The following is a 19,962-nucleotide window of genomic DNA, read 5'->3' as shown; positions in this document are numbered from 1 at the left end:
AGAGCGCTGAGTGAGAATCAACATGGCAACCCCGACGGCAAGCCCCATTAGTCCCTGCACTATCCAGGTGGTTCACCAACTCCGAGGGCGGCTGCGGTTGCGGCTGGCGGCGCTGCGGTGGGCGGTCGATGGAGGAGCGGAAGTGCGATCGCAGCTTTCCCGTTACCCCGGCGTTTCCCATGTTCGCATCAACCCCTGGGCCCAGTCCGTGGTGATTGAGCATGAACCGGGGCTGGTGGTGGCGGAGGTGTGCGATCGCCTGCGAGACTTCTTACAATCCCTTGCCCTGAACCAACCTGCGCCCAGAATCGCGGATCAATCGCTCTTTCCCGCCGCCGCCCCTCTGGATGCCGACCCTCTGGATGCCGACCCTCTAGATTTAGAACTGCTACAGCGGATGGCCCTGCCAACTCTGGGGCTGACCCTAGCGCTACTCATCACGCCCCTAGAGTGGTCTCTATCTCCCTGGCTTCTGGGTGGCGTGACCTTGGCCGCCGCTGTACCGCTGCTGAACCGCACCCGCCAAAGCCTGATCCGGGGTCGCTTTGATGAAGAATTACTCGAATCCACCTGGACTCTGTTCTACGGGTTCACGGGCGACTTTGTGGCCCCCAATCTGGATCTGGTCTTGGCAGAAGTGGCCGATGTGCTACAGGAAGCCACCTCTGCCTCAACCGCAGCCCCAGCCACCGACCCCATTCCCCCCATTCACCGGGTGCAGATTCAGCGGGAGGGTGAAATCCAGGAGATTGCTATTGGGGAGCTTAAACCGGGCGATCGCGTCTTTCTGCAAGCGGGAGACACCTGCCCCGCCGACGGCCGCATCCTCGCCGGGGAAGCGTGGCTGGATCTCAGCAACCTGACTGGCGAACCCGCCCCCCTGCCCCGTAGCGAGGGCAAGCGAATTCTCTACGGCAGCACCCTCATAGACGGAGAACTGATCATAGAGGTGGAAGCACTGGGGACAGAGACCCAATACGGTCAAGAATTAGAACTGGCTGAGGCGGCCCCCCTCCAGCAAACAGAACTGAGTGACTATGCCAAGGCCGTAGGACAAACGCTCGTCCTCCCGACCCTGGCGCTCTCTGCGATCCTCTACCTGCTCACCCAAAACCTAGAGCGGGCCTTAGCAATCCTCCAGCTTGATCTGATTACGGGGATTCACCTGTCTACCCCCACCGCCATTCTGGCCATGATGAAGCGGGCGCAGCGATTGCAAATTGACGTGCGATCGGGTCGGGTGTTTGAAACCCTCGCAGCGGCCGATACCGTCGTCTTTGCCCGCACAGGCACCCTGACCGAAGCCGACCTGTCCGTTGTTGACGTGCAGATCGCGCCCGGAGCCGAATCTCTACTGCCTAATTCAATCGCCGACCCGGCCCCTGCCTTGCTGGCTCTGGCCGCCGCTGTCGAGCAGTGCGACCAAACCGAGTGGCAGCACCCTGTCGCCCGCGCCATCATAGCCAAAGCCAGCGCCCTAGGATTAACGCTGCCCCAGAGCGAAGCCTGCTACCCAAGACAGGGCCCCGGGCTGGGAGTCTCCGCTCAGATTGATGGGCAACGGGTGGTGGTCGGCAGCCACAACTATCTGCAACAGGCAGGCGTGTTCTTTCCTGAAGAATTTGACGGGCCAGCAGGTAGCCAGGATGGGCAACACCACGGCTACTGGTATGTCTATGCAGCGCAGGGGGGTCGCTTGCTGGGGCAGATTGTCTGCTGTGCCCAGGTGCGGCCAGAGGCAGAGGCGGCGATCGCCCGTCTGAAACATCGGGGGATGACCGTATACATGGTCACGGGCGGGGCCCCCCAACTGGCAGCAGCGATTGGTGCCCAAGTAGGGCTTTCCCCCGACTACATTCGCTCCGAACTCAGCCCCCAGGATAAAAAAGAGTTCGTCTGTCAACTGCAAGCCGCAGGCCATACCGTAATTTACATGGGGGAAGGGATGGATGACTACCCGGCTCTGCGCTACGCCGATGTGGCCGTCGCCACCCACCAGTCCTACCAACCCATCCGGGATATTGCTGATTTGACTTTGCCCCAGGGCCACCTCACGGCGCTGGTGACTGCCTTTGAACTGGCCGATGCGGCGATCGCCACGGTGAAGCAAAACATCGCCCTGATTACTCTGCCCAACCTCACGGCCACTACCCTCGGCGTGCTGCTGCTGCTCGATCCAGTGCTGGTGGTGACGATTAATAACACTGCCAACCTGCTGGCCTTGCTGAATGCCCTCCGCCCATTTTGGATGGAGAACTAATGGGGAATCAGCCGTGGATTTTTTCCTGGAGATCCGATCCAAGACAATCCGTGAGCTTGGAGGAGTGCGCTTCAGGTTCTATTGCACCCCTCCCGTTTGCAGCGGCAATAAATGCAGCGACCATTAATCAGGTTTGAATGCCCAGCAGCACAGAAACTAGATAAAAGTAGAGCAGTAGCCCAGTAAAGTCTTTGATCGTGGTAATGAACGGATCGGCAGCCGGGCCATGATCAAAACCGAGCCTGAGAAGAAGCCAGGGCAGCAGCGCTCCCAAAACGGCGGCTAACGTAATCACTGCAAAAAGGGATAGCCCAACGGCCAGCCCAAGCTGGGGCACCCCGTTGGGGGCACCCTGCCAGAAATAGGCGATCGCCCCCCCAACCGTCCCCAAGATTGCGCCCATGATTGCGCCAATGCGGAATTCCCGAAATAAGTAACTTCCGTAATGCCGAATATCAATATGGCTCCAGGCCAGCCCACGAGCAAACACCGTCGTAGATTGGGTTCCCACGTTTCCGCCCATGTCCATCACCACCGGAATGAAAATTGCCACAACAACGACAGCTTCTAAAATTTCCTCGAAGTTTTGAATCACCCCCCCAACCACCATGCCGCCAATTAGCGTGATAATCAGACACAAAATCCGAAGCTGAACCGCGTAGCGAATCGGCCCGCGAACCAACTTTTCACTCCAGGCCTGGTCACGGGTTAGCAGTCCCCCGACCCCTGCTTGGGCCAGAGCCGCGCTCGACGCTTCCTCTTCGATCACGTCAATTACATCGTCAAAGGTCAGATCGCCGACAAGCCGTCCCTCGCTGTCTAGCACTGGAATAGCAGGCAGATCGTAATCTTTGAGCAAACGCGCCGCCTGCATTTCGGGCGAAGTAGCGCTGATGGCAATATCCCGTCCGTCCGCCAACTGCTCAATCAGCAGTTCTGGGTTGGCTTTGATCAGGCGCACGGTGCGGACAAAGCCTCGATAAACCCCCTGCCGGTCAATAATAAACACCAAGTCCAGGTCATCATCTCCAAGCTGGGATTCTCGCACGGATGCTAACACCGCACTGACTTTTGTGCCTTCTCGCACGGCCAGATAGCGCAAGCTCATCCGCCGACCAGCACTTCCTTCGGGATAGCCCAGCAGCAAATCGACTGCCTCGCGGGAGGTGGGTCTGAGCTGGGTAAGGAGGCGCTTGGTGACCTTGGCAGGTAACTCTTCAAACAGACGAACCCGCTGTTCGGGTTCAAGGGCTTCTAGAATCGGCAAAATTTCCGGATCAGACATCTGCCGAATCAGGTCAGCCTGCCCATCGGGACTGAGCATTTCAAAAACGGCGATCGCCTTATCCTTATCCAGCAGTCGAAACGCCAGAACCCGCTGGGGTAGGTCAATCTCTAGCAGCGATCGCACGAGATCCGGTACGCTCAGTTGATTAGCCGTTAGCTTAGCCGCACCCAACCCCTTCGGCTGGTTCAGTAGTTCTTTGAATGTGTTTTGCGTCATGAGAAATCTCCCCTCGTTGACAGTTGAATTCGGTCTTGAATCATTTCTGGAATCATTTCTGGAATAGAAACATTCACTATTGGCGAATTTTGAACACCTGAAGACATTGACGACTCATCCGCTTCTCTTGCCATGCCAACCACAGCAAAGTCATCCGCAGACCGCAACATAGTAGACACCGCTGCCAGAGCCGTTGGACAAACGTGTTTTCTGTAGGTACAGGCAGGTTTAAGCGCAGTAAGCGAATGGCATCGGCTGCTGCTGCACGTTCTGCATTCCGGGCCAAGGTTAGTAAAATCTCTTGACGAGCTTTTATGGATTCACGGTTTGCCAGAGCGCAATAGAGAGAAAATGCCAGTCGCTTGCTGCGATAACGCTGCCTCAAGGCTCTGCCCAGTTGGATACGGAGTCGCAAGGATTGGGTCGCCATGCTGCCCTTTTTTTTAATCGCCATCCAGCGCGGAGGAGAGGCGATCGCCCGCAGTGTCCTTCAATGACAATCGAGTATCCAAAGCATCTTGCTCCTGCACTGAGCTTTGATCGCCATCAGCCACCAAAGACAGGTAGGGCTGCAACTCGTCCCAAAGGGTCAGCAATTGCGGATAGAGATCCTGGGTTTGAAGTTTTCCCCCCGTATGCAGGCAGGCCAGGAGGGACACCCGATGGGCAAAGGACTGGAGATGCGCGTTAAATTCCACGCTGAATGGATCTTTGACCCCCCGATAGCGGGCAATCGGGCCAGCAAATTGTTGGAGTTGCGTTTTTTTCATGATTGCCTCCTTTGTGTGGATGTGTCGCTTGGTTTGTTAGGAAATTTTCACCACAGAGGCACGGAGGACACAGAGTTTCTTGGTGGGCCTTGTGTCTTCTGTGCTTCAAACCAACGATGAGAGTGAGAGAGTGACTGCAACAGCAGGATCAATACCAAGGTCGGCGCTGTTGGGGAACGCCCTGTTTCATCAGCACCACCACAATGAAGTAGACCAAAACGTAGTACCCGATAAAGATGGCAGCAACAGCGAAAAGCGCTACCCAGATGTTTTCTAACACCAGCATTGACCCAACCTCCAAATCACAGATAAGAATGAAGCGAAACACAAACTAGAAACAAATCAAATCTTGACTCAGGAAAGGCGCTAGCTACCCCAGCTAGCCGGAGCCTTACGGGATAGCTAGCACTCGCGAGAGGAGAACTTGCGCCCTATAGCCACTTGCCAAAGGTACGGATATAGAACCCTTTGAGAGATTGAGTCAGCAGGCAGTAGGACCCTAGAATCAACCACAGCCAAATAAAATAATTGGCCGGTAGGGGCACCATGCCCAAGCCCGCTCCGATGGGGGTGAAAGGCAGGATCATGCCAGTGATGATGGCTGTCCCTGTGGAAAGCAAGACGGGCAGGGAGGGCCAGCTTTGCACAAAGGGCACGCGAGCGGTTCGTAACATATACACCACCAGGGTTTGGGAGAGGAGTCCTTCCACAAACCAACCGGAGTTGAATAGCTTCACTTCGTCTGGTGTATTTGCTCCAAATACAAACCACATAACAATATAGGTAGCGTAGTCAAAGATGGAGCTAATCGGGCCGATGAACAGCATGAACCGCCCGATGTTGGGCACATTCCACTTCTGGGGTTGGCGGAGAAAATCCTTATCCACACTGTCGAAGGGAATGGTGGTTTGGGAGAGGTCGTAGATGAGATTCTGGGTCAGCAGTTGAATCGGCTGCATCGGTAGAAAGGGCAGCACCGCACTCGACCCCATGACGCTGAACACGTTGCCAAAGTTGGAACTGGCGGTCATGTTCAGATACTTGAGAATGTTGGCAAAGGTGCGCCGTCCTTCAATCACTCCCCGCTCCAGCACCATCAGGTTCTTTTCCAGCAGGATGATATCAGCAGATTCTTTGGCAATATCTACGGCAGTATCCACAGAGATGCCCACATCCGCATCCCGCAGGGCTGCTGCGTCGTTGATGCCATCGCCCATATAGCCGACGGTGTGCCCCTGTTCCCGCAATAGACGGATAATGCGGGCTTTTTGCAGGGGAGAGACTTTGGCAAAGATGGTGGTAGTGTCTAGCTGGGCTTTGAGGTCTTCATCGCTCAGGCGCTCGATTTGGCTCCCCACCAATACACCCTGAACGTCTAGGTTCACCTCCTTGCAGACTTTGCGAGTCACAATATCGTTGTCGCCCGTGATCACTTTCACCACAACGCCATTGTCTTGGAGAGCGGCGATCGCCTCAATCGCGCTATCTTTGGGCGGGTCAAGGAACGCCAGATAACCCACCAGAATTAGGTCGCATTCATCCTTAGTGCTGTAGGTGGGAAGCGTATCCAGGGGAATCGGGATTTCCTTGTAGGCTACAGCAATCACGCGAAAGCCGTCTTCATTGAGGCTCTGCGTCACCCGCAGTCCTTCCATCCGCACGAACTCATTCATGGGCAGGATTTCGCCCTGATATTTGGCATGGGAGCAGACATTGAACAATTCCTCAACGGCTCCTTTGCAGATCAGAATATGCTTGCCCTCTGCCCTACCAGTCTGCGGCTCCACCACCACCGACATGCGGCGACGTACAAAGTCGAAGGGAATCTCATCCACCTTGGCGTAGTTTTCCGCTGGTTTGAGAGTGGTTTTTAACTCGACGTGCTCCAGTACTGCTACATCCAGCAGGTTTTTCAAGCCCGTTTGGTAGTAGCTATTCAAATAACCGTACTCCAGGGGTTCATCGTCCTCGTAGCCGTGGATATCCACATGGCGTTCCAGGATGATCTTATCTAGGGTTAACGTACCGGTTTTGTCGGTGCAGAGAATGTTCATCGCACCAAAGTTCTGAATGGCATTGATGCGCTTTACTACTACTTTCTGATTCGCCATGACTACGGCTCCCCGCGCCAAGTTGGCCGTCACAATCATGGGCAGCATTTCAGGCGTTAACCCGACAGCAATGGATAAGGAAAACAACAGCGCATCCAGGAAGCTACCTTTGGTGAACCATTGGATGAGGAAGACGATCGGCACCATTACCGCCATGAAGGTAATCAGCAGGTAGCTGACCCGGTTGACTCCCCGCTCAAAACTGGTGAGGACTCGTTTGCCCACGATGTTTTTCGCCAGGGAGCCAAAGTAGGTGCGATCGCCCGTAGACACCACCACCGCCGTCGCCGTGCCGCTGACGACGTTGGTGCCCATAAAGCAGATGGTAGGAATATCCAGCGCACTCACTTGATCTTCGTTGACCTGCACATCTGCCCGCTTTTCCACCACGCTGCCCAGAGTGTCGTACTTTTCTACAGGCAGGGATTCCCCTGTCAACACAGCTTGACTCACAAACAAATCCTTGGAAGTCAACAACCGCACATCTGCCGGAATCATATCGCCAGCAGACAACGCCACCACATCGCCGGGAACCAGATCGCTTAAGGGAACTTCCCAGCGAGTTCCAGGAGCATCCAGAGTCTCGCGGCGAATCACCGTTGCAGTCGTGCTGACCAAGGCTTTCAGCTTTTCCGCCGCTTGGGTAGATCGGTATTCCTGGAAAAACCGCAGAAAACCACTGACCAACACCATGATGGATAAGATAATCACTGCTGTTAGGTCTTTGTCCTCCGGTTCAGCAATGGCGTAATCCAAAACATAGGAAACAACTGCCAGTCCCACCAGTACCCAGACAAAGGGATTATTGAACGCTTTGAATAGCTGCTCATACCAAGTAGGCGGCTTTTCGTGACTGACCTCGTTTTTGCCATACTTGCGTAGCCGAGAGGCAGCATCTGCCTGAGTGAGTCCTCGTCGGCTGCTGCTTAGCGATCGCAACACCTGATCAATATCACTTCCGGCTTCTTCCAAGGCACGCAGCGACAGTTTGGCGCTTTCGAGAGCGCGCTCATTGACATTGCCCCGCCCACGCCCAACTGGGGTAGGAGTATTCCGCATGACTCACCTCCTCTCGCTCAAGGGATAGATTTTCAAATAGTTCAAATCAACTGGTTACATGACTCAAAAAACTTGGGGTACTTACCACAGAGGCATAGAGAACACAGAGCAATCCCTCCGCGCCCTCTGTGTCTCCGTAGTGAATCTGTATCTTTGTGGTGAAACAAATTCAGACAGAGCAATCCCTCAGTGCCCTCTGTGTCTCTGTGGTCAAACAAATCAGACCGAAGGCAGCAGGCAAAGCTCACTGGGCTGTTCATCTGGGACAGCCTTGCGAGTAGCAGAACGCTTCATCCAGCCGTCGATCCAGCGACCAAACAGCACCTTGAGAAACTGCCCGCATACAATTGCCAGCACATCATCAACGTGATCGAGAACGAATTCAAACAGCACGAACATTGGACTCACCTCCTGGATCAAGTAAATTAGCTAGGTTCAAATGACGTTCAGACTTTTGAGAAAAACTGCCGGGCCCCCTCTTCCACGGCCTGTTCGTAGGCAGCCATCAGCATATGCCCCAGGGCGATCGCCAACACCTCGGTCAGGCAGATCCCCATTAGAGCTTCGGCAGCAGCGCAAGATAAACAAACTTCAAACATGACACTCCCTCCACTGAATCTCCATCAACCAAGAGGGCTGTATCTCAAAAACAACCCTCGATACCAGCCCGTATCAATCAAAAGAAATCAACACAATTTCAAGGCTGATTTTCAGCTTGCAGGCATGAAAAATCAGCCCGTATTGACAGTGCAAACGGATCATTCAGGCTGAAGAAAATAGCAAGCTTTCAATCGGAAATAGTCCACTTTTACCGACCGTTTATGACATCTCGCTGAATACCAGAAATCACTCTCATCTGATTTCTGCCATCAATTAGATGCCATTTGGGTCAGCATAAACTGAAGAATATTCCGCAGCAGGTAGCAATAGACAAATTGTTCGACAAATAATTGTTCGACAAATTGTACCGCTGAGTGCTGCAAGACATATCCACAGCGATCGCCCTGCAAGACCTCAGTGTGTTGAACCAGCGCTAACACGTCCTACAGACAATCATCCTGTCTATCTTCTGATTAAACTTGCTCTTCAGCAATGCAACAAGGAGGACAGACTGCTTGAACATGAGGCTCAGCGTCCGTTCAGGCCTTGAAGTCTAGCCAACGGGAAAACTACATAAGCTTTGCATCGTTCATCTCCTTTATCAGTACAATCGCCGGGCCCAAGCGGCGATCAGGAGATGAACCTGGGACTCTAAGCCAGAGTCACCTTAGGCAGATTCACCAAACTAATCGCCCCCAGACCACGCGCAGGGTGAGGGTCAGAGTCTTTGTCAGACAATGCGGTTTCCTGAAGCGTTGCAAAGAAGCAACTACTGCCAGAAGCCTCCATCGAAGGTCTCCTTAAAAATGAAAGAATTATGATTGACATAGCTGAGTTGCGATGTTTCCATCGCCATCTGCAACTATAGCTTTGAAAATCTTTTTATGTCAACCAATAATGTCAGCTAATTTGGACGAGATTAGAAGTTCTCAATTTGAGGGAGAAGCAATTGAGGCATTGGATTAGTCATCGAAAATAGAATCGGAACAACGCAGATTCTAATACCTGATTGAATCAAAGGATCTGAAGAATACTTGGCAGCCATTCGTGAATCGAAGTAAATTAGCTCTCAAGTTCTGAGGGCTGCCTGAGGGCTGATCGCGTAATCCTAAATCAACTCACCCCGCAGCACCGTCACCGCTTGCCCCCCCAAAAACACCCGATCGCCCGCCAGCCGCGCCTTCACCACGCCACCCCGCGCCGAAGCCTGATAAGCAAGAAACGCATCCTTACTCAGGCGATCGCCCCAGTAGGGAGCTAGGGCGCAGTGGGCGGAACCCGTCACCGGGTCTTCATCCACACCAGAGCCGGGGGCAAAAAAGCGTGAGATAAAGTCATACTCGGAGTCTACTTCCGCACGACTCGTGACGATCACGCCCCGCACGGGCAAGGTTCGCAGGCGAGTAAAATCCGGCCCAAGCTGACGCACGATCTCTGGAGACGCGACCTCAACCAAGTAGTCAAACTGGTTTTTGCTAACGGCGATCGCCCCGGTTCCCAGTTCTAAGCCCAGCGCCTCTAGCAGATCCGTGGGTGGGTCGATGGGGGCACATCGCTTCGCCGGAAAATCTAGCTCGATCCAGTCGCCCTGCTGGGTAGCGGTGAGCAGACCGCTGAGGGTATGGAAGCGGGCGATCGCCCCGGCAGGCAAATATCCCTCACGCCACAGCACATGGGCGCTGGCCAGCGTCGCATGGCCACACAGCGTCACCTCCACCGCAGGCGTAAACCAGCGTAGCCGATAGCCGTCTGCCTCTGGTAGCAAAAACGCCGTTTCCGACAGGTTCATCTCGCGGGCGACCGCCTGCATCCACTCGTCTGGCTGGGGCGAAGCCAGCACACACACCGCAGCCGGATTACCCGCAAAGGGCGCTGCGGTAAAGGCATCAACCTGGATAATAGAAAATCCCATATAAACGACCTGTACAGAGAGTTGGTCAATATTGATCAATAAGGAGCAATAAGTTGGTCAATGAGCAGCCGTTGGCGCGTAAGATTGAGCAGTACGATCCATAGTGCTGCTTCCCTCAGATGCTTTTTACAGGGCTGCCCTTGAATCACGCTTGAATCCGCGCTTAAATCACGCTCAGAATCGCCGCTATCATCCTACCGGAGTTTGTTGAAACATTGGCCGGCGTGCGATCGTCAGAGAAACCGCGAGAGAAATCGCGAGAGAAACCACGACAGTACACGCGACCCTTCACAACAGCCGCTATGCAGTTCTATCCTCCTTCTTCCCCTCCCAAGCGCCCGTCTCCGCTTCGTCGCTGGGGTGTGCGCCTGTTGCTCGGACTCAGCGTTGGGCTGGCTTCGCTGGGCATGGCTCACCCGGCTCACGCGGCCAGGCGCGTCGTGCTGATCTTTGACCAAACCCGGGTGCGAGTGCCCATTTCTGTGCTGGAAATCTACGCTCGCACGGGGATTGCCACCGACCAACTCAGCGAATTTTTGGGGGTCAGTCCTGAAGTGCAAACCCAGGCCCGCCGAGCGTTGACCCATGAAGTGGAAGTGAGCGATCGCCTGTTTCGGCAGGCCCTGCGAGGCAGAACGGGTGAGTTTGTGCTGTCGCGGCTGGAGCAAGTCTTGAGAACTGAAAGTCGCAGCCGCCGCAGATCGTCCCAGCCCCTACGAGACGCGCTCATCGCCTCCTACCAAGACGACAATCGGATTTCTCTGCTAGAAGTCTTGAAAAAGTATCCCGAAGACGAAGTGCAGGTAGACGTGCGCGGCTTGCAGCAGACCTATAATGAGGTCGCCTCTTTGGTGGAGCGATTCGGGCCATTTTTTGACCTGATTCGGGGCAGCGTCCAAAATCAAATTTGCGACTGTGATGCGGCCGCCGAGCCATCCCCCGTGCGACAAGCGTCTAGAAGGCTGCCGCGTTTGGGTCAGTAGTGTTTGACACGCTTTAGGAGCATTGGATGAGCGCTTGGATTTCACGCCTGGGTAGGGTGCGGCGGTCAAATGTAGTTCAGAGGGCTTTTGCAGGCGTTGTCCTGGGGCTGGCGGCGAGCGTGCTGGGGGCTACTGCGCCCGCCCTTGCTGCCGAGTCCGTAGTGGTCAACTTTGGCCCCCTCAGCCGCTCGTTCTCGATTACCGAGTTTCAGACGCTGGCAGAAACCGGACAGCCGTCTCGCAAGCTGCGCTGGTATTTGAATACGGCGGGCGTGAAGCCGTCTACCGTGCGATCGCTCCTCACTCAGCAAGTGCCTTTGCCGCTGGAGTTTGCTGACCAAATCCTGAACTCGCTGCCGGGTGAATTTGCACTATATCAGTTGGGGCAAATCATCAGTCCCAGCAGCAAGGAAGCCAGCCTGCAAGCAATGCGGGCGGCGGTGGTGCTGTCGGCCGCGGACGATAACCGAGTTTCGATGCTGGAAATCCTAGAAAACTACCCCACGCGGGAATTACACATCGATGGGCTAGGGCTGATGCGGACGGCGCGGGACGTGCAAAATCTGATAGCGGGGTCTGGTGGAAACCTCGAGGGCATTGCCAGAGGGCTAGAAAACCTATTGCCAGGGCTGTTTTGCGACTGTGAGCGCAATGCAGCAGGGGGCGGGGGCGACGATCCAACTTCTACCAGGAATGCGGCTGGGGGTACAGCCATGCACTGCAATTAGCTGCAATTAGCTGCAATTAGCTGCAATTAGCTGCAATTAGCTGTCACTAGCTGCCGCTGATGCCCAGGGAAATGCGATCGCCCCCGATGTCTCGCAGCAGTTCCAACACCCGCGCCACATCGTTATAGGTCAGCCCCTTGTCCGCTTTGAGGATTACCACGCCTGCCGGGTTTTTCACCAAAAAGTCCTGAACGCTGGTAATTACCTGGGCTTCGGGCACAGGCGCGTTATTCATCACCAGTTGCCGCTGGGCATTGAGTCCCACCAGCAGGGTGGGCACTTTCTTGCCATCCTCTGAGGTCGTGGGGTTGCTGCCGCCCTCTGCGTCGGGCAGGGTAATGTTCATCACCTGCTGCCCAGTCAGCGTCATGGAAATGATGATGAAAAACGTCAGGACGCTCATCAGCACGTCCATCATCGGCACTAGATCGACCTCTGGCAGTTGATTTTGCTGGCTTTTGAACTTCATCGGTTCCTCACCTTGCCATCTGTTCTCTCAAGAACCTCGAGAACCTACTGTGTACACGCATCTCGATTTTTTGCGTCAGGCTCCGAAAGATCCCCCTAAATCCCCCTTATCAAGGGGGACTTCCGATCCGGCTCCCCCTGCTCCAGGTCACTCTGGGATCGGTTCCCCCCCTTGCTCAAGGGGGGCTGGGGGGGATCGGTTCCCCCCTTGCTCAAGGGGGGCTAGGTTTTGACGGTTATCAGAGCCGAACCAGCAAGACCACGGGATCGGTTCCCCCCTTGCTCAAGGGGGGCTAGGGGGGATCAAAGCATCGCCGCTCCAGCATAGAAAACTTGTGTGTACATAGTAGCCCTAAGGACTGGGCGGATCGATGGACAGCGAAATGCGATCGCCCCCCACTTGCTTCATCTCCGCCAGGGTTTGCACGACCTGCTCGTAGGGCAAGCGGCGATCGGCTTGCAAAATCACGAATCCCTTGGGGTTTGCCCGCAAATAGACTTGCACAGGCCCCTGCCACTGGTTTCCGGGAACGGGTTCGCCCTCGATTAACAACTGCCGCTGGGCAGTTAGCGTCACCAGCAGCGGCTCCGGCGGCTCCTCTGGCTCGGTGGGCGGCGGCGTGTCTTCGGTGGGTGGCAGAATGACGGAAACGCCCTGCTCTTCGGAAAGCAGCATGGTAATCATGACGAAAAAGGCCAGGATGCCCATCATCACGTTGAGCATGGGGGTCAGGTTGATCGGCGGCGGTGTGCCATAGGAACGCTGTTTGAACCGCATGGTTGCCCTCGCTGCGCTGCCCTAGCGTCGCTCAATGCCAAGGGGATTGCGGCCACCAGGGGCGATCGCCTCCAGCACTTCTTCATCCTCCAGTTCCGACTCATCCCAAAACTGGCGATAGATTAGCTCTAGCTCACTGCCCGCCGCCGAAAAATAGTCCATCTGCCGCGCCTGAAGCGACACCAGCAGCCGAAAAATCAGCAGCGCCATGATGGCAACCACCATCCCCGCCGCCGTCGTGATCAGCGCCTCCCCGATCCCTGCCGCCGCACGGGTCGCCTGAGCCGACGTACCTTCGCCGCCCCCGCCACCAATATTTAAGTTATTAAACGTGTTGATCAAGCCCGTCACCGTGCCCAGCAGCCCCAGCAGCGGCGATACGGCGATGGTGGTTTCCAGCAGCTTGTCGCCTTTTCGCATTTCGGCAAACTCGCGATCGCCCGCCGCCTCCATCGCCAGTCGGAACGTTTCCGGTGAAGGCTGCCGCAGCCGCAGCGGAGCCAGCAGAAAGCGCCCAATCGGAACATCCTGGGACTGCTCGGCGATCGCCTCCGCTTCAGATAAATCGTGGCGGGCGGCTTCTAGCACATCCTGCACCACCTGATTTTCCTGAGTCAGCAGGCGATACCAATACCAAGCTCGCTCCAGCCCGCAGGCAACCGTTGCCACCGAAAATCCCACAATCGGGATCATCACGGGGCCACCTTTCATTACCAAGTCAATCAGCGCTGCCATCTCACTTGCCTTCAGGTCAGATTTGTCCCACTTTCTGTCAGGATACTCGAACTCTCCAGATCCCCTGGTTAAGGGAACCCATCTGACTCATTATCAAATGGTTAAGTGGTCTCTAGACACAGAATTAAAAACTCAGGACTTACGCACTTGCGATAAGCGTTCTGGGTTTTGGACAGTTTCTCGTAGGCTGCGCCCGTGAGAAATTGCCCAACTGCGTCAGTCCTAAAACAAAAAAAGAGGGAGTCGCCTCCCTCCTAGCCATTCGCTTCGATCGCATCACCCAGAGAAGACTCGACGCAAGACAATCAAGCGCGATCGCCCCTGGATGAAACTTGTCGGCCGCCGCTACTTCATCGCAGCAGCCAAATCTTTCGCCTCTGTGCCCACGATCATCGGCGCAGCAAAGGGCAACTTCAGATCCAGCCAAGGCTGCTGGGCCACCATCGGTAACACCTGCCGCGCCTGAGAGACTACCGCCACCGTCTTCGCGTCGTAGGTCTGGGTCGCCAGCTTGGGATACACACCGATGCCAATAATGGGCACTAGCAAGCACAGCGCGATAAATGCCTCCCTAGGCTTCGCATCCGTCAGCCGAATACCAGCCAGATCTTTGCTCTCTGCACCATAAAACACTGTCCGCAGCATCGACAGCAGGTAAATTGGCGACAGGATCACGCCTACTGCCGCCAGCATCACAATCACCGCCTTAAATGCAGGGCTATAGGCTTCGCTGCTAGAGAATCCCAGGAAAATGGTCAGTTCACCCACAAAGCCGCTCATGCCGGGCAGCGCCAGCGAGGCCATCGAGCCAGCCGTAAACAGCGCAAAGGTCGTCGGCATTTGCTTGGCCATGCCGCCCAGCTTGTCCATCATCAGCGTATGGGTTCGCTCGTAGGTCACCCCCGACAGGAAGAACAGCGCCGCCGCAATCAGCCCGTGAGACACCATTTGCAGCAGAGCGCCGCTCATGCCCAAGTCAGTGAAGGCAGCAATCCCAATCAAGACAAATCCCATGTGGGCAATGGAGGAATAAGCCATCCGCCGCTTCAGGTTGTTCTGAGCAAACGCCGTCAGCGACGCATAGATAATATTGACCACGCCCAGCACCGCCAAAATCGGCGCAAAGTAGGCATGGGCATTGGGCAACATTTCGATATTGAAGCGGATCAGCGCGTAGCCTGCCATTTTTAGCAGCACGCCAGCCAGCACCATCGACACGGGCGCGGGCGCTTCGCTGTGGGCATCCGGCAGCCAAGTATGCAGCGGGAAGATCGGCAGTTTCATGCCAAAAGCCACCAGCAGCGCCCCATACATCAGCAGTTCAAAGCTCAGCGAATAGTCTTTCAGTCCCAGCTCTGCCAGATTGAAGGTAAAGTTGCCGCCGTAGAAGGCCATTGCCAAGGCCGCCACCAGGATGAAGATCGAGCCGGCCGCCGTGTAGAGAATGAACTTGGTTGCCGCATACATGCGCCGCTGGCCGCCCCAGTTGGCAATCAGCAGGTACACGGGCACCAGTTCCAGTTCCCACATAAAGAAGAACAGCAGCGCATCTTGAGCCGTGAACACGCCGATCTGGGCGCTATACATCACCAGCATCAACACATAGAACAGGCGCGGTTTGTCCTTGATCTGCCAGGAGGCAAGGATCGCCAGCGTGGTCACCAGGCCCGACAGCAGCACCAGCGGCATCGACAGCCCATCGACCGCAAGCGACCAATGCAACCCGATTTGGGGAATCCAGTTGTAATCTTCGACCAGTTGATAGGCAGAGTTCTGGAGGTCGTAGTGCTTCCAGAAGGCGTAGATCATCAGCGAAAACTCAGCTAATCCCACGCTGAGAGAGTACCAGCGGACGGTCTTGCCGTACTTGTTGGGTAGGAGCGGAATCGGCAAGGACGCGACCAGCGGAAACAGGATGAGAGCGGTCAGCCAAGGAAATTGAGTACTCATCATGGGAGCTTACCCAAAGACTGCGGTGTGAAGGGATTTCGAGCTACAGGAAGGGATTTAAAGATTCCGGCGTGTTAACCAGTCGTAGCCCGCGCTTAGCCTGTGAAATGGGATGCCCAATTCTGAAGTGAGAGGCAGAGAGGAGCAGCCATCCGTTTAACCCAGCTTTTGGGGATTATGAATGACCATCCTCTTGGGGCGTGCAGCTTACGACTCTTCGTGGCTCCAGTCACCTTCTCCTCTACAGACCAAGCTGATATCATGAGGTCGATATGGAAGTTGCTAAGAATTTATGCTTACTTGTCTAGGATAGCCCAGGATTATTAAGTTTGGTAAACATTGACCCCTATTTGTAACGAAATCTAGACTTTGTTCATGGTTCGGTACAGAAATCCAGCCTGCTCTAGCACGAGCTTGCTCAATTTCCACTCGATCCATTCAATATGATGGCGCGGCTTTGCGATTTGTAACGAAATCTTTACAATTCCAGGACAATTGATCCTCTGCTGACCCACTGGGTTCGCCCGTTTAGTTAACTCGCGCTGTTCAGGACACTGAAACTTGGACTGGAATCCTGCTTTGGGGGCTATCGGCTGCTTTTGGCACTTTTGCGGGCTTGATGCTCTGGCTCACTTCTGTCTCTGGCATTTTTATCCTTCACCTGCTTATGGCGACGTTCCGAAATTTTCTCCGATCGCTGACGCGACGAACGGCTAGAAACCTCAGCGATGAAAGCTTTTTGGGCTTTCTGAAGGGGTTTGAGGTGCTGATTGCCAAGATTTTGTCGCTGGCGATGATTGTGGTGCTGGTGGTGGCGATCGCCGACTTGGCCCGATTCCTAGCAACGGAGCTATCGAATCCGCCCTACGGCTTTTTCACCACAACGCTGATCGAGATTTTCGGACTGTTTCTGAATGTGCTGATTGCGCTGGAGGTGCTGGAAAACATCACCGCCTACCTGGAAAAGCAGACGGCGCGGGTGCAGTTGGAGCTGGTGATTGTCACCTCGCTAACTGCGGTGGCGCGGAAAATCATTATTTTTGATTCCAAGCAGGCCGGCGGGCTAGACCTCATCGGTCTAGGAGCAGCCATTTTTGCGCTGGCGATTAGCTATCTGATCGTGCGATCTGGCAACCATACGGGCGAACGCTAGCGGCAGATCGCAGCGATTTGCAGAGACCTGTCTCGATTCGCGATTTTGGATGGCTTGAACTTTGGGCTAATCTAGCTTGAGCGCGTTGACGGGCACTTCTTCCCAGGTGTCTACGGTGCGGAGGCGGGCAATCCAGCCGGAGGCTTTTTGCTCTGGCGTGAGGTTGCTGTCAAAGGAGTGGTGGCATTCTTGCGCCTGGGTTTGGTCGCAGCAGGCGATGCAGGTGTAGACCAGACCAGAGGGATCGATTTGCTCGTTGACCCAGATTGTTTTCGCCATGATGGAACCCTCAGTTTTAAAGGCAGGATTGATCGAAGGGAGATATAGAACAGGACTGACGCACTTGCGATACGCTTTCTGGATTTTGGACAGTTTCTCGCGGGCGCAGTCTGCGAGAAACTGTCCAACTGCCTAAGTCCTAATAGATATTAAAGAGGAAACGAGGGAGATTGGCCCAGGTTGGCGAGTTGGGCGATCGCCCCTCCCGTTACCCGGCAGGTGCGCCAGTCCGGCAGAATAGTGGCTCCCATGCGCTCATAAAAGGCGATCGCGGGTTCGTTCCAGTCCAGCACGTTCCATTCCAGCCGCCCACAGTCCCGCTCCAGCGCTAGTTTTGCCAGAGTAGATAGGAGTGCTTTGCCAATGCCTTGGCCACGATATTCGGGGCGCACAAACAAATCTTCTAGGTAGATCCCAGGTTTGGTCAAAAAAGTGGAGTAGTTGCTGAAAAACAGCGCAAAACCAACAGCTTGCTGATCGACCTCTGCCAGCAGCGCCTCGATGAGCGGGCGACGCTGCGCTGCGGGATCTGTGCCCAAGCCCCCCAGATGCTCTGCCAGTAATTCCACGCTGCCGACCACCTCATGGGTCAGCTTTTCGTATTCTGCCAGCGCCAGAATGAGTTCAAACACGGCGGGCGCATCGGCAGGCGTAGCAAGGCGGATGCGAGCCATTAGCGCAGCCACCCCTTTAGTCGGGCTGCCACCTGAGGACGGCGCAGTTTCCGCATGGCTTTGGTCTGGATCTGGCGGACGCGCTCCCGCGACAGGTCAAACAAGATGCCGACTTCTTCTAGGGTGTGGGTTTCGCCCGTCAGCAGGCCATAGCGTAGGGAGATGATTTCCCTCTCGCGCTCGGACAGCACATCCGACAGCACCGTGTAGATTTCCTGACGCAGCATGGTTTCGTTCATCTTGGCTTCGGGCGACTGGGTGCTGCTGTCTTCGAGGAGCTCCATGAGTTCGGTGTCTTCGCCCTTGCCGACGCGGTGGTTGAGCGAGAGCGATCGCCGCCGGACTTGCTGCAAGTTGCGGAGTTGATCCACCGGAATATCTAGCGCGGCGGCCAGTTCGGCTTCCGTCGGGTTGCGGTTGAGATCCCGGCGCAGTTCCCGGTGGGCCTTTTTCAGCTTGTTCAGCTTTTCGACAATGTGGATCGGCAAACGAATCGTGCGGGCATCGTTGGCGATGGTGCGGGTGATGCCCTGGCGAATCCACCAGTACGCATAGGTCGAGAACTTATAGCCCTTGTCGGGGTCAAACTTTTCGGTGGCGCGGTTTAGCCCCAGTGCGCCTTCTTGAATCAAATCTAGAAAGGGCACACCGCGATTGAGATAGCGCTTGGCGATGGAAACGACCAGCCGCAGGTTAGAGCGGATCATCTTGCGCTTGGCGGTGCGGCTGCGGTGCATTCGGTGATCCAACTGGCGATCGCTCAGCCCAAACTCCTGGGCCACTTCGGCCTTGGTGGGGGTGCGCTGGAGCGAGGCCTTGAGGCGATCGCGCACCGCTTCTACTTCGGCCAGGAACTTCACCTGGCGGGCCAGCTCGATTTCTTCACCAGGCTTGAGCAGCGGATAGCGAGCCATTTCCTTAAAGAATGCGCCCACTGCATCGTCAGAATTGGTCTTTCGGTATCCAGGCGCGTAGGCCGCTGTTAATTCCTCATCAAATTCTCGATGTACATCCGGTTCAAATACATCTTCATCATCTGTGGCCAGATCATCGCCACCCTCATCTTCTGGCAATTCGATATCAGAAAACTCACCCAGAAAAGCTGCGTCTAGATCAGATTCCGGTGCAAGGTCTAAATCGGTCGCTTGATCGACAGCATCTTCCTCATCGGGTGCAGACACCTCCCGCAGCTTCGACAGGATTTCTCCATCCGAGCGTCCAGCCGTTTCCGGACGCGAGAAGTTGATCAGAAAATTGCTGGGCTGATCATCTTCTCGGCGATCGCTCGTCTGCGATTCGCGAGCCAGAACTCGAATCTCGATTGGACTGAACCCACCCATATCTCGGCAGGTTTCCAGTTCTATGACGCGAGTTGATCCCATCGCGACAGGTTCAATCGTCTGCTTAGAATTTGGGTCAAATAGCGCTGCCATAGGGGGATTCATCCTAACAACTTGAGTGATTGGGTGGTTTTTGGGGTGCGGGTTCTCAAATGAGCGTTGTGTTCCCTGGAGGGAGTTCAACAGAATCTGCCTTGACACGAGGGGAAATTCTGCTGAAAAGGTTGTAGCCTGACCATTCCAAGGTCTTCTTTCAGGTCTGGTCTGGTCAACGCGAGGGAGCTTGGCGGCGCGATCATTTTGGTTAGATTGACCTCTAGATCGAGTCCTCCATCGGCGGCATTGATCGCGAAAAACCTAGCGGTCTACCCTGCCCTGAATCAGAGAACAGACTTCACAAGCGGTCGTTCTGAGAAGCTGTTCTCTAACCTTTAGATCCCTCGATCGAAAAATTAGGAGAGATCATTTCGATAATGTTGATCTAAAACTTGGGATTTGTCCAGGTTTATATCCTAAATTCCTGTCAGTTTGCAAGACATTTTTAACATTTCGCTTCCAACTTGTCCACTAAAAGCGAACTCAAGGAGGCTTTTGGTTTTAGTTGAGCAAGCGAATCTCTAACCGTCGGCGATCGCCAGTCCTTTCAGGGCGATCGTTT

19 protein-coding genes are annotated in these 19,962 nt (G+C 55.0%); 4 read left to right on the top strand and 15 right to left on the bottom strand.

Annotated elements, in window-relative coordinates; all coding sequences use genetic code 11:
- Positions 1–22 precede the first annotated feature (22 nt).
- Positions 23–2,260: an HAD-IC family P-type ATPase gene (locus HNI00_RS05220; protein ID WP_316791301.1), complete on the top strand. Its 2,238-nt coding sequence runs from the start codon at positions 23–25 to the stop codon at positions 2,258–2,260.
- 127 nt (positions 2,261–2,387) lie between these two features.
- Here HNI00_RS05220 and mgtE read toward each other — a convergent pair whose 3' ends face one another.
- The 8 genes from mgtE to HNI00_RS05180 all read right to left on the bottom strand — a co-directional run bounded on the left by mgtE (position 2,388) and on the right by HNI00_RS05180 (position 10,216).
- Positions 2,388–3,764 carry a magnesium transporter gene (gene mgtE / locus HNI00_RS05215; protein WP_316791300.1) on the bottom strand — a complete coding sequence of 459 codons (1,377 nt, stop codon included), beginning with the start codon at positions 3,762–3,764 and terminating at the stop codon, positions 2,388–2,390.
- Between the two features lie 76 nt (positions 3,765–3,840).
- Positions 3,841–4,218, bottom strand: a complete 378-nt coding sequence (locus HNI00_RS05210) for a hypothetical protein (RefSeq protein ID WP_316791299.1) — start codon at positions 4,216–4,218, stop codon at positions 3,841–3,843.
- Positions 4,208–4,534: a DUF7219 family protein gene (locus HNI00_RS05205; RefSeq protein WP_316791297.1), complete on the bottom strand. Its 327-nt coding sequence runs from the start codon at positions 4,532–4,534 to the stop codon at positions 4,208–4,210. The genes HNI00_RS05210 and HNI00_RS05205 overlap by 11 nt, the downstream gene beginning before the upstream one ends.
- Positions 4,535–4,682: 148 nt before the next feature.
- Entirely contained in the window at positions 4,683–4,820 is a 138-nt protein-coding gene (locus tag HNI00_RS05200) for a hypothetical protein (RefSeq protein WP_316791295.1), read from the bottom strand.
- A 145-nt stretch (positions 4,821–4,965) separates the two neighbouring features.
- Complete coding sequence (gene mgtA / locus HNI00_RS05195; RefSeq protein WP_316791293.1) at positions 4,966–7,704, bottom strand: magnesium-translocating P-type ATPase; 2,739 nt, start codon at positions 7,702–7,704, stop codon at positions 4,966–4,968.
- A 219-nt stretch (positions 7,705–7,923) separates the two neighbouring features.
- The gene (locus HNI00_RS05190) at positions 7,924–8,103 is read right to left on the bottom strand and encodes a hypothetical protein (RefSeq protein ID WP_316791291.1); all 180 of its coding nucleotides are present in this window, start codon (positions 8,101–8,103) and stop codon (positions 7,924–7,926) included.
- A gap of 47 nt (positions 8,104–8,150) precedes the next feature.
- Positions 8,151–8,303: a hypothetical protein gene (locus tag HNI00_RS05185; protein ID WP_316791289.1), complete on the bottom strand. Its 153-nt coding sequence runs from the start codon at positions 8,301–8,303 to the stop codon at positions 8,151–8,153.
- 1,109 nt (positions 8,304–9,412) lie between these two features.
- On the bottom strand, positions 9,413–10,216 hold the full coding sequence (locus tag HNI00_RS05180; protein WP_316791287.1) for a PhzF family phenazine biosynthesis protein: 804 nt from the start codon (positions 10,214–10,216) through the stop codon (positions 9,413–9,415).
- 302 nt (positions 10,217–10,518) lie between these two features.
- On the opposite strand from HNI00_RS05180, the gene HNI00_RS05175 reads away from it, so the two are divergent.
- Both HNI00_RS05175 and HNI00_RS05170 read left to right on the top strand, forming a co-directional pair.
- Positions 10,519–11,199, top strand: a complete 681-nt coding sequence (locus tag HNI00_RS05175; protein WP_316791285.1) for an alpha/beta hydrolase — start codon at positions 10,519–10,521, stop codon at positions 11,197–11,199.
- A gap of 26 nt (positions 11,200–11,225) precedes the next feature.
- Positions 11,226–11,927 (top strand): alpha/beta hydrolase, encoded by a 702-nt coding sequence (locus tag HNI00_RS05170; protein ID WP_316791283.1) that lies wholly within the window; start codon positions 11,226–11,228, stop codon positions 11,925–11,927.
- Positions 11,928–11,973: 46 nt separating this feature from the next.
- On the opposite strand, the gene HNI00_RS05165 is transcribed toward HNI00_RS05170, so the two are convergent.
- The 4 genes from HNI00_RS05165 to HNI00_RS05150 all read right to left on the bottom strand — a co-directional run bounded on the left by HNI00_RS05165 (position 11,974) and on the right by HNI00_RS05150 (position 15,861).
- Entirely contained in the window at positions 11,974–12,396 is a 423-nt protein-coding gene (locus HNI00_RS05165) for an ExbD/TolR family protein (RefSeq protein WP_316791281.1), read from the bottom strand.
- Positions 12,397–12,747: 351 nt separating this feature from the next.
- Complete coding sequence (locus HNI00_RS05160; protein ID WP_277774469.1) at positions 12,748–13,173, bottom strand: ExbD/TolR family protein; 426 nt, start codon at positions 13,171–13,173, stop codon at positions 12,748–12,750.
- Positions 13,174–13,194: 21 nt separating this feature from the next.
- Positions 13,195–13,908 carry a MotA/TolQ/ExbB proton channel family protein gene (locus HNI00_RS05155; protein ID WP_172353566.1) on the bottom strand — a complete coding sequence of 238 codons (714 nt, stop codon included), beginning with the start codon at positions 13,906–13,908 and terminating at the stop codon, positions 13,195–13,197.
- Between the two features lie 345 nt (positions 13,909–14,253).
- A complete protein-coding gene (locus tag HNI00_RS05150; protein WP_316791278.1) occupies positions 14,254–15,861 on the bottom strand; it encodes an NAD(P)H-quinone oxidoreductase subunit 4 in 1,608 nt (535 codons plus the stop codon).
- Between the two features lie 664 nt (positions 15,862–16,525).
- Here HNI00_RS05150 and HNI00_RS05145 point away from each other — a divergent pair.
- Complete coding sequence (locus tag HNI00_RS05145) at positions 16,526–17,011, top strand: phosphate-starvation-inducible PsiE family protein (RefSeq protein ID WP_316791276.1); 486 nt, start codon at positions 16,526–16,528, stop codon at positions 17,009–17,011.
- Between the two features lie 66 nt (positions 17,012–17,077).
- Here the strand turns inward: HNI00_RS05145 and HNI00_RS05140 are convergent, their stop codons facing one another.
- The 3 genes from HNI00_RS05140 to HNI00_RS05130 all read right to left on the bottom strand — a co-directional run bounded on the left by HNI00_RS05140 (position 17,078) and on the right by HNI00_RS05130 (position 19,346).
- Positions 17,078–17,290 (bottom strand): glycogen debranching protein, encoded by a 213-nt coding sequence (locus HNI00_RS05140; protein WP_172353564.1) that lies wholly within the window; start codon positions 17,288–17,290, stop codon positions 17,078–17,080.
- Between the two features lie 149 nt (positions 17,291–17,439).
- The gene (locus HNI00_RS05135; RefSeq protein ID WP_316791273.1) at positions 17,440–17,964 is read right to left on the bottom strand and encodes a GNAT family N-acetyltransferase; all 525 of its coding nucleotides are present in this window, start codon (positions 17,962–17,964) and stop codon (positions 17,440–17,442) included.
- Complete coding sequence (locus HNI00_RS05130) at positions 17,964–19,346, bottom strand: RNA polymerase sigma factor, RpoD/SigA family (RefSeq protein WP_316791271.1); 1,383 nt, start codon at positions 19,344–19,346, stop codon at positions 17,964–17,966. Before HNI00_RS05130 ends, HNI00_RS05135 begins: the two co-directional genes overlap by 1 nt.
- Between the last annotated feature and the right edge of the window lie 616 nt (positions 19,347–19,962).

Source organism: Thermoleptolyngbya oregonensis NK1-22, assembly GCF_032705245.1.
Classification (GTDB): domain Bacteria; phylum Cyanobacteriota; class Cyanobacteriia; order Elainellales; family Elainellaceae; genus Thermoleptolyngbya; species Thermoleptolyngbya sichuanensis.
Note: the sequence above shows the minus strand (reverse complement) of the source record. Positions and strands in the feature narration are given on the sequence as shown.

Coding starts and splice junctions, on each gene's coding strand:
- HNI00_RS05220 (WP_316791301.1), top strand. CDS start 23: ATGGCAACCCCGACGGCAAGCCCCATTAGTCCCTGCACTATCCAGGTG.
- HNI00_RS05160 (WP_277774469.1), bottom strand. CDS start 13,173: ATGCGGTTCAAACAGCGTTCCTATGGCACACCGCCGCCGATCAACCTG.
- HNI00_RS05130 (WP_316791271.1), bottom strand. CDS start 19,346: ATGGGATCAACTCGCGTCATAGAACTGGAAACCTGCCGAGATATGGGT.
- HNI00_RS05205 (WP_316791297.1), bottom strand. CDS start 4,534: ATGAAAAAAACGCAACTCCAACAATTTGCTGGCCCGATTGCCCGCTAT.
- HNI00_RS05185 (WP_316791289.1), bottom strand. CDS start 8,303: ATGTTTGAAGTTTGTTTATCTTGCGCTGCTGCCGAAGCTCTAATGGGG.
- HNI00_RS05175 (WP_316791285.1), top strand. CDS start 10,519: ATGCAGTTCTATCCTCCTTCTTCCCCTCCCAAGCGCCCGTCTCCGCTT.
- mgtA (WP_316791293.1), bottom strand. CDS start 7,704: ATGCGGAATACTCCTACCCCAGTTGGGCGTGGGCGGGGCAATGTCAAT.
- HNI00_RS05180 (WP_316791287.1), bottom strand. CDS start 10,216: ATGGGATTTTCTATTATCCAGGTTGATGCCTTTACCGCAGCGCCCTTT.
- HNI00_RS05210 (WP_316791299.1), bottom strand. CDS start 4,218: ATGGCGATTAAAAAAAAGGGCAGCATGGCGACCCAATCCTTGCGACTC.
- HNI00_RS05155 (WP_172353566.1), bottom strand. CDS start 13,908: ATGGCAGCGCTGATTGACTTGGTAATGAAAGGTGGCCCCGTGATGATC.
- HNI00_RS05170 (WP_316791283.1), top strand. CDS start 11,226: ATGAGCGCTTGGATTTCACGCCTGGGTAGGGTGCGGCGGTCAAATGTA.
- HNI00_RS05190 (WP_316791291.1), bottom strand. CDS start 8,103: ATGTTCGTGCTGTTTGAATTCGTTCTCGATCACGTTGATGATGTGCTG.
- HNI00_RS05145 (WP_316791276.1), top strand. CDS start 16,526: ATGGCGACGTTCCGAAATTTTCTCCGATCGCTGACGCGACGAACGGCT.
- mgtE (WP_316791300.1), bottom strand. CDS start 3,764: ATGACGCAAAACACATTCAAAGAACTACTGAACCAGCCGAAGGGGTTG.
- HNI00_RS05200 (WP_316791295.1), bottom strand. CDS start 4,820: ATGCTGGTGTTAGAAAACATCTGGGTAGCGCTTTTCGCTGTTGCTGCC.
- HNI00_RS05165 (WP_316791281.1), bottom strand. CDS start 12,396: ATGAAGTTCAAAAGCCAGCAAAATCAACTGCCAGAGGTCGATCTAGTG.
- HNI00_RS05135 (WP_316791273.1), bottom strand. CDS start 17,964: ATGGCTCGCATCCGCCTTGCTACGCCTGCCGATGCGCCCGCCGTGTTT.
- HNI00_RS05140 (WP_172353564.1), bottom strand. CDS start 17,290: ATGGCGAAAACAATCTGGGTCAACGAGCAAATCGATCCCTCTGGTCTG.
- HNI00_RS05150 (WP_316791278.1), bottom strand. CDS start 15,861: ATGATGAGTACTCAATTTCCTTGGCTGACCGCTCTCATCCTGTTTCCG.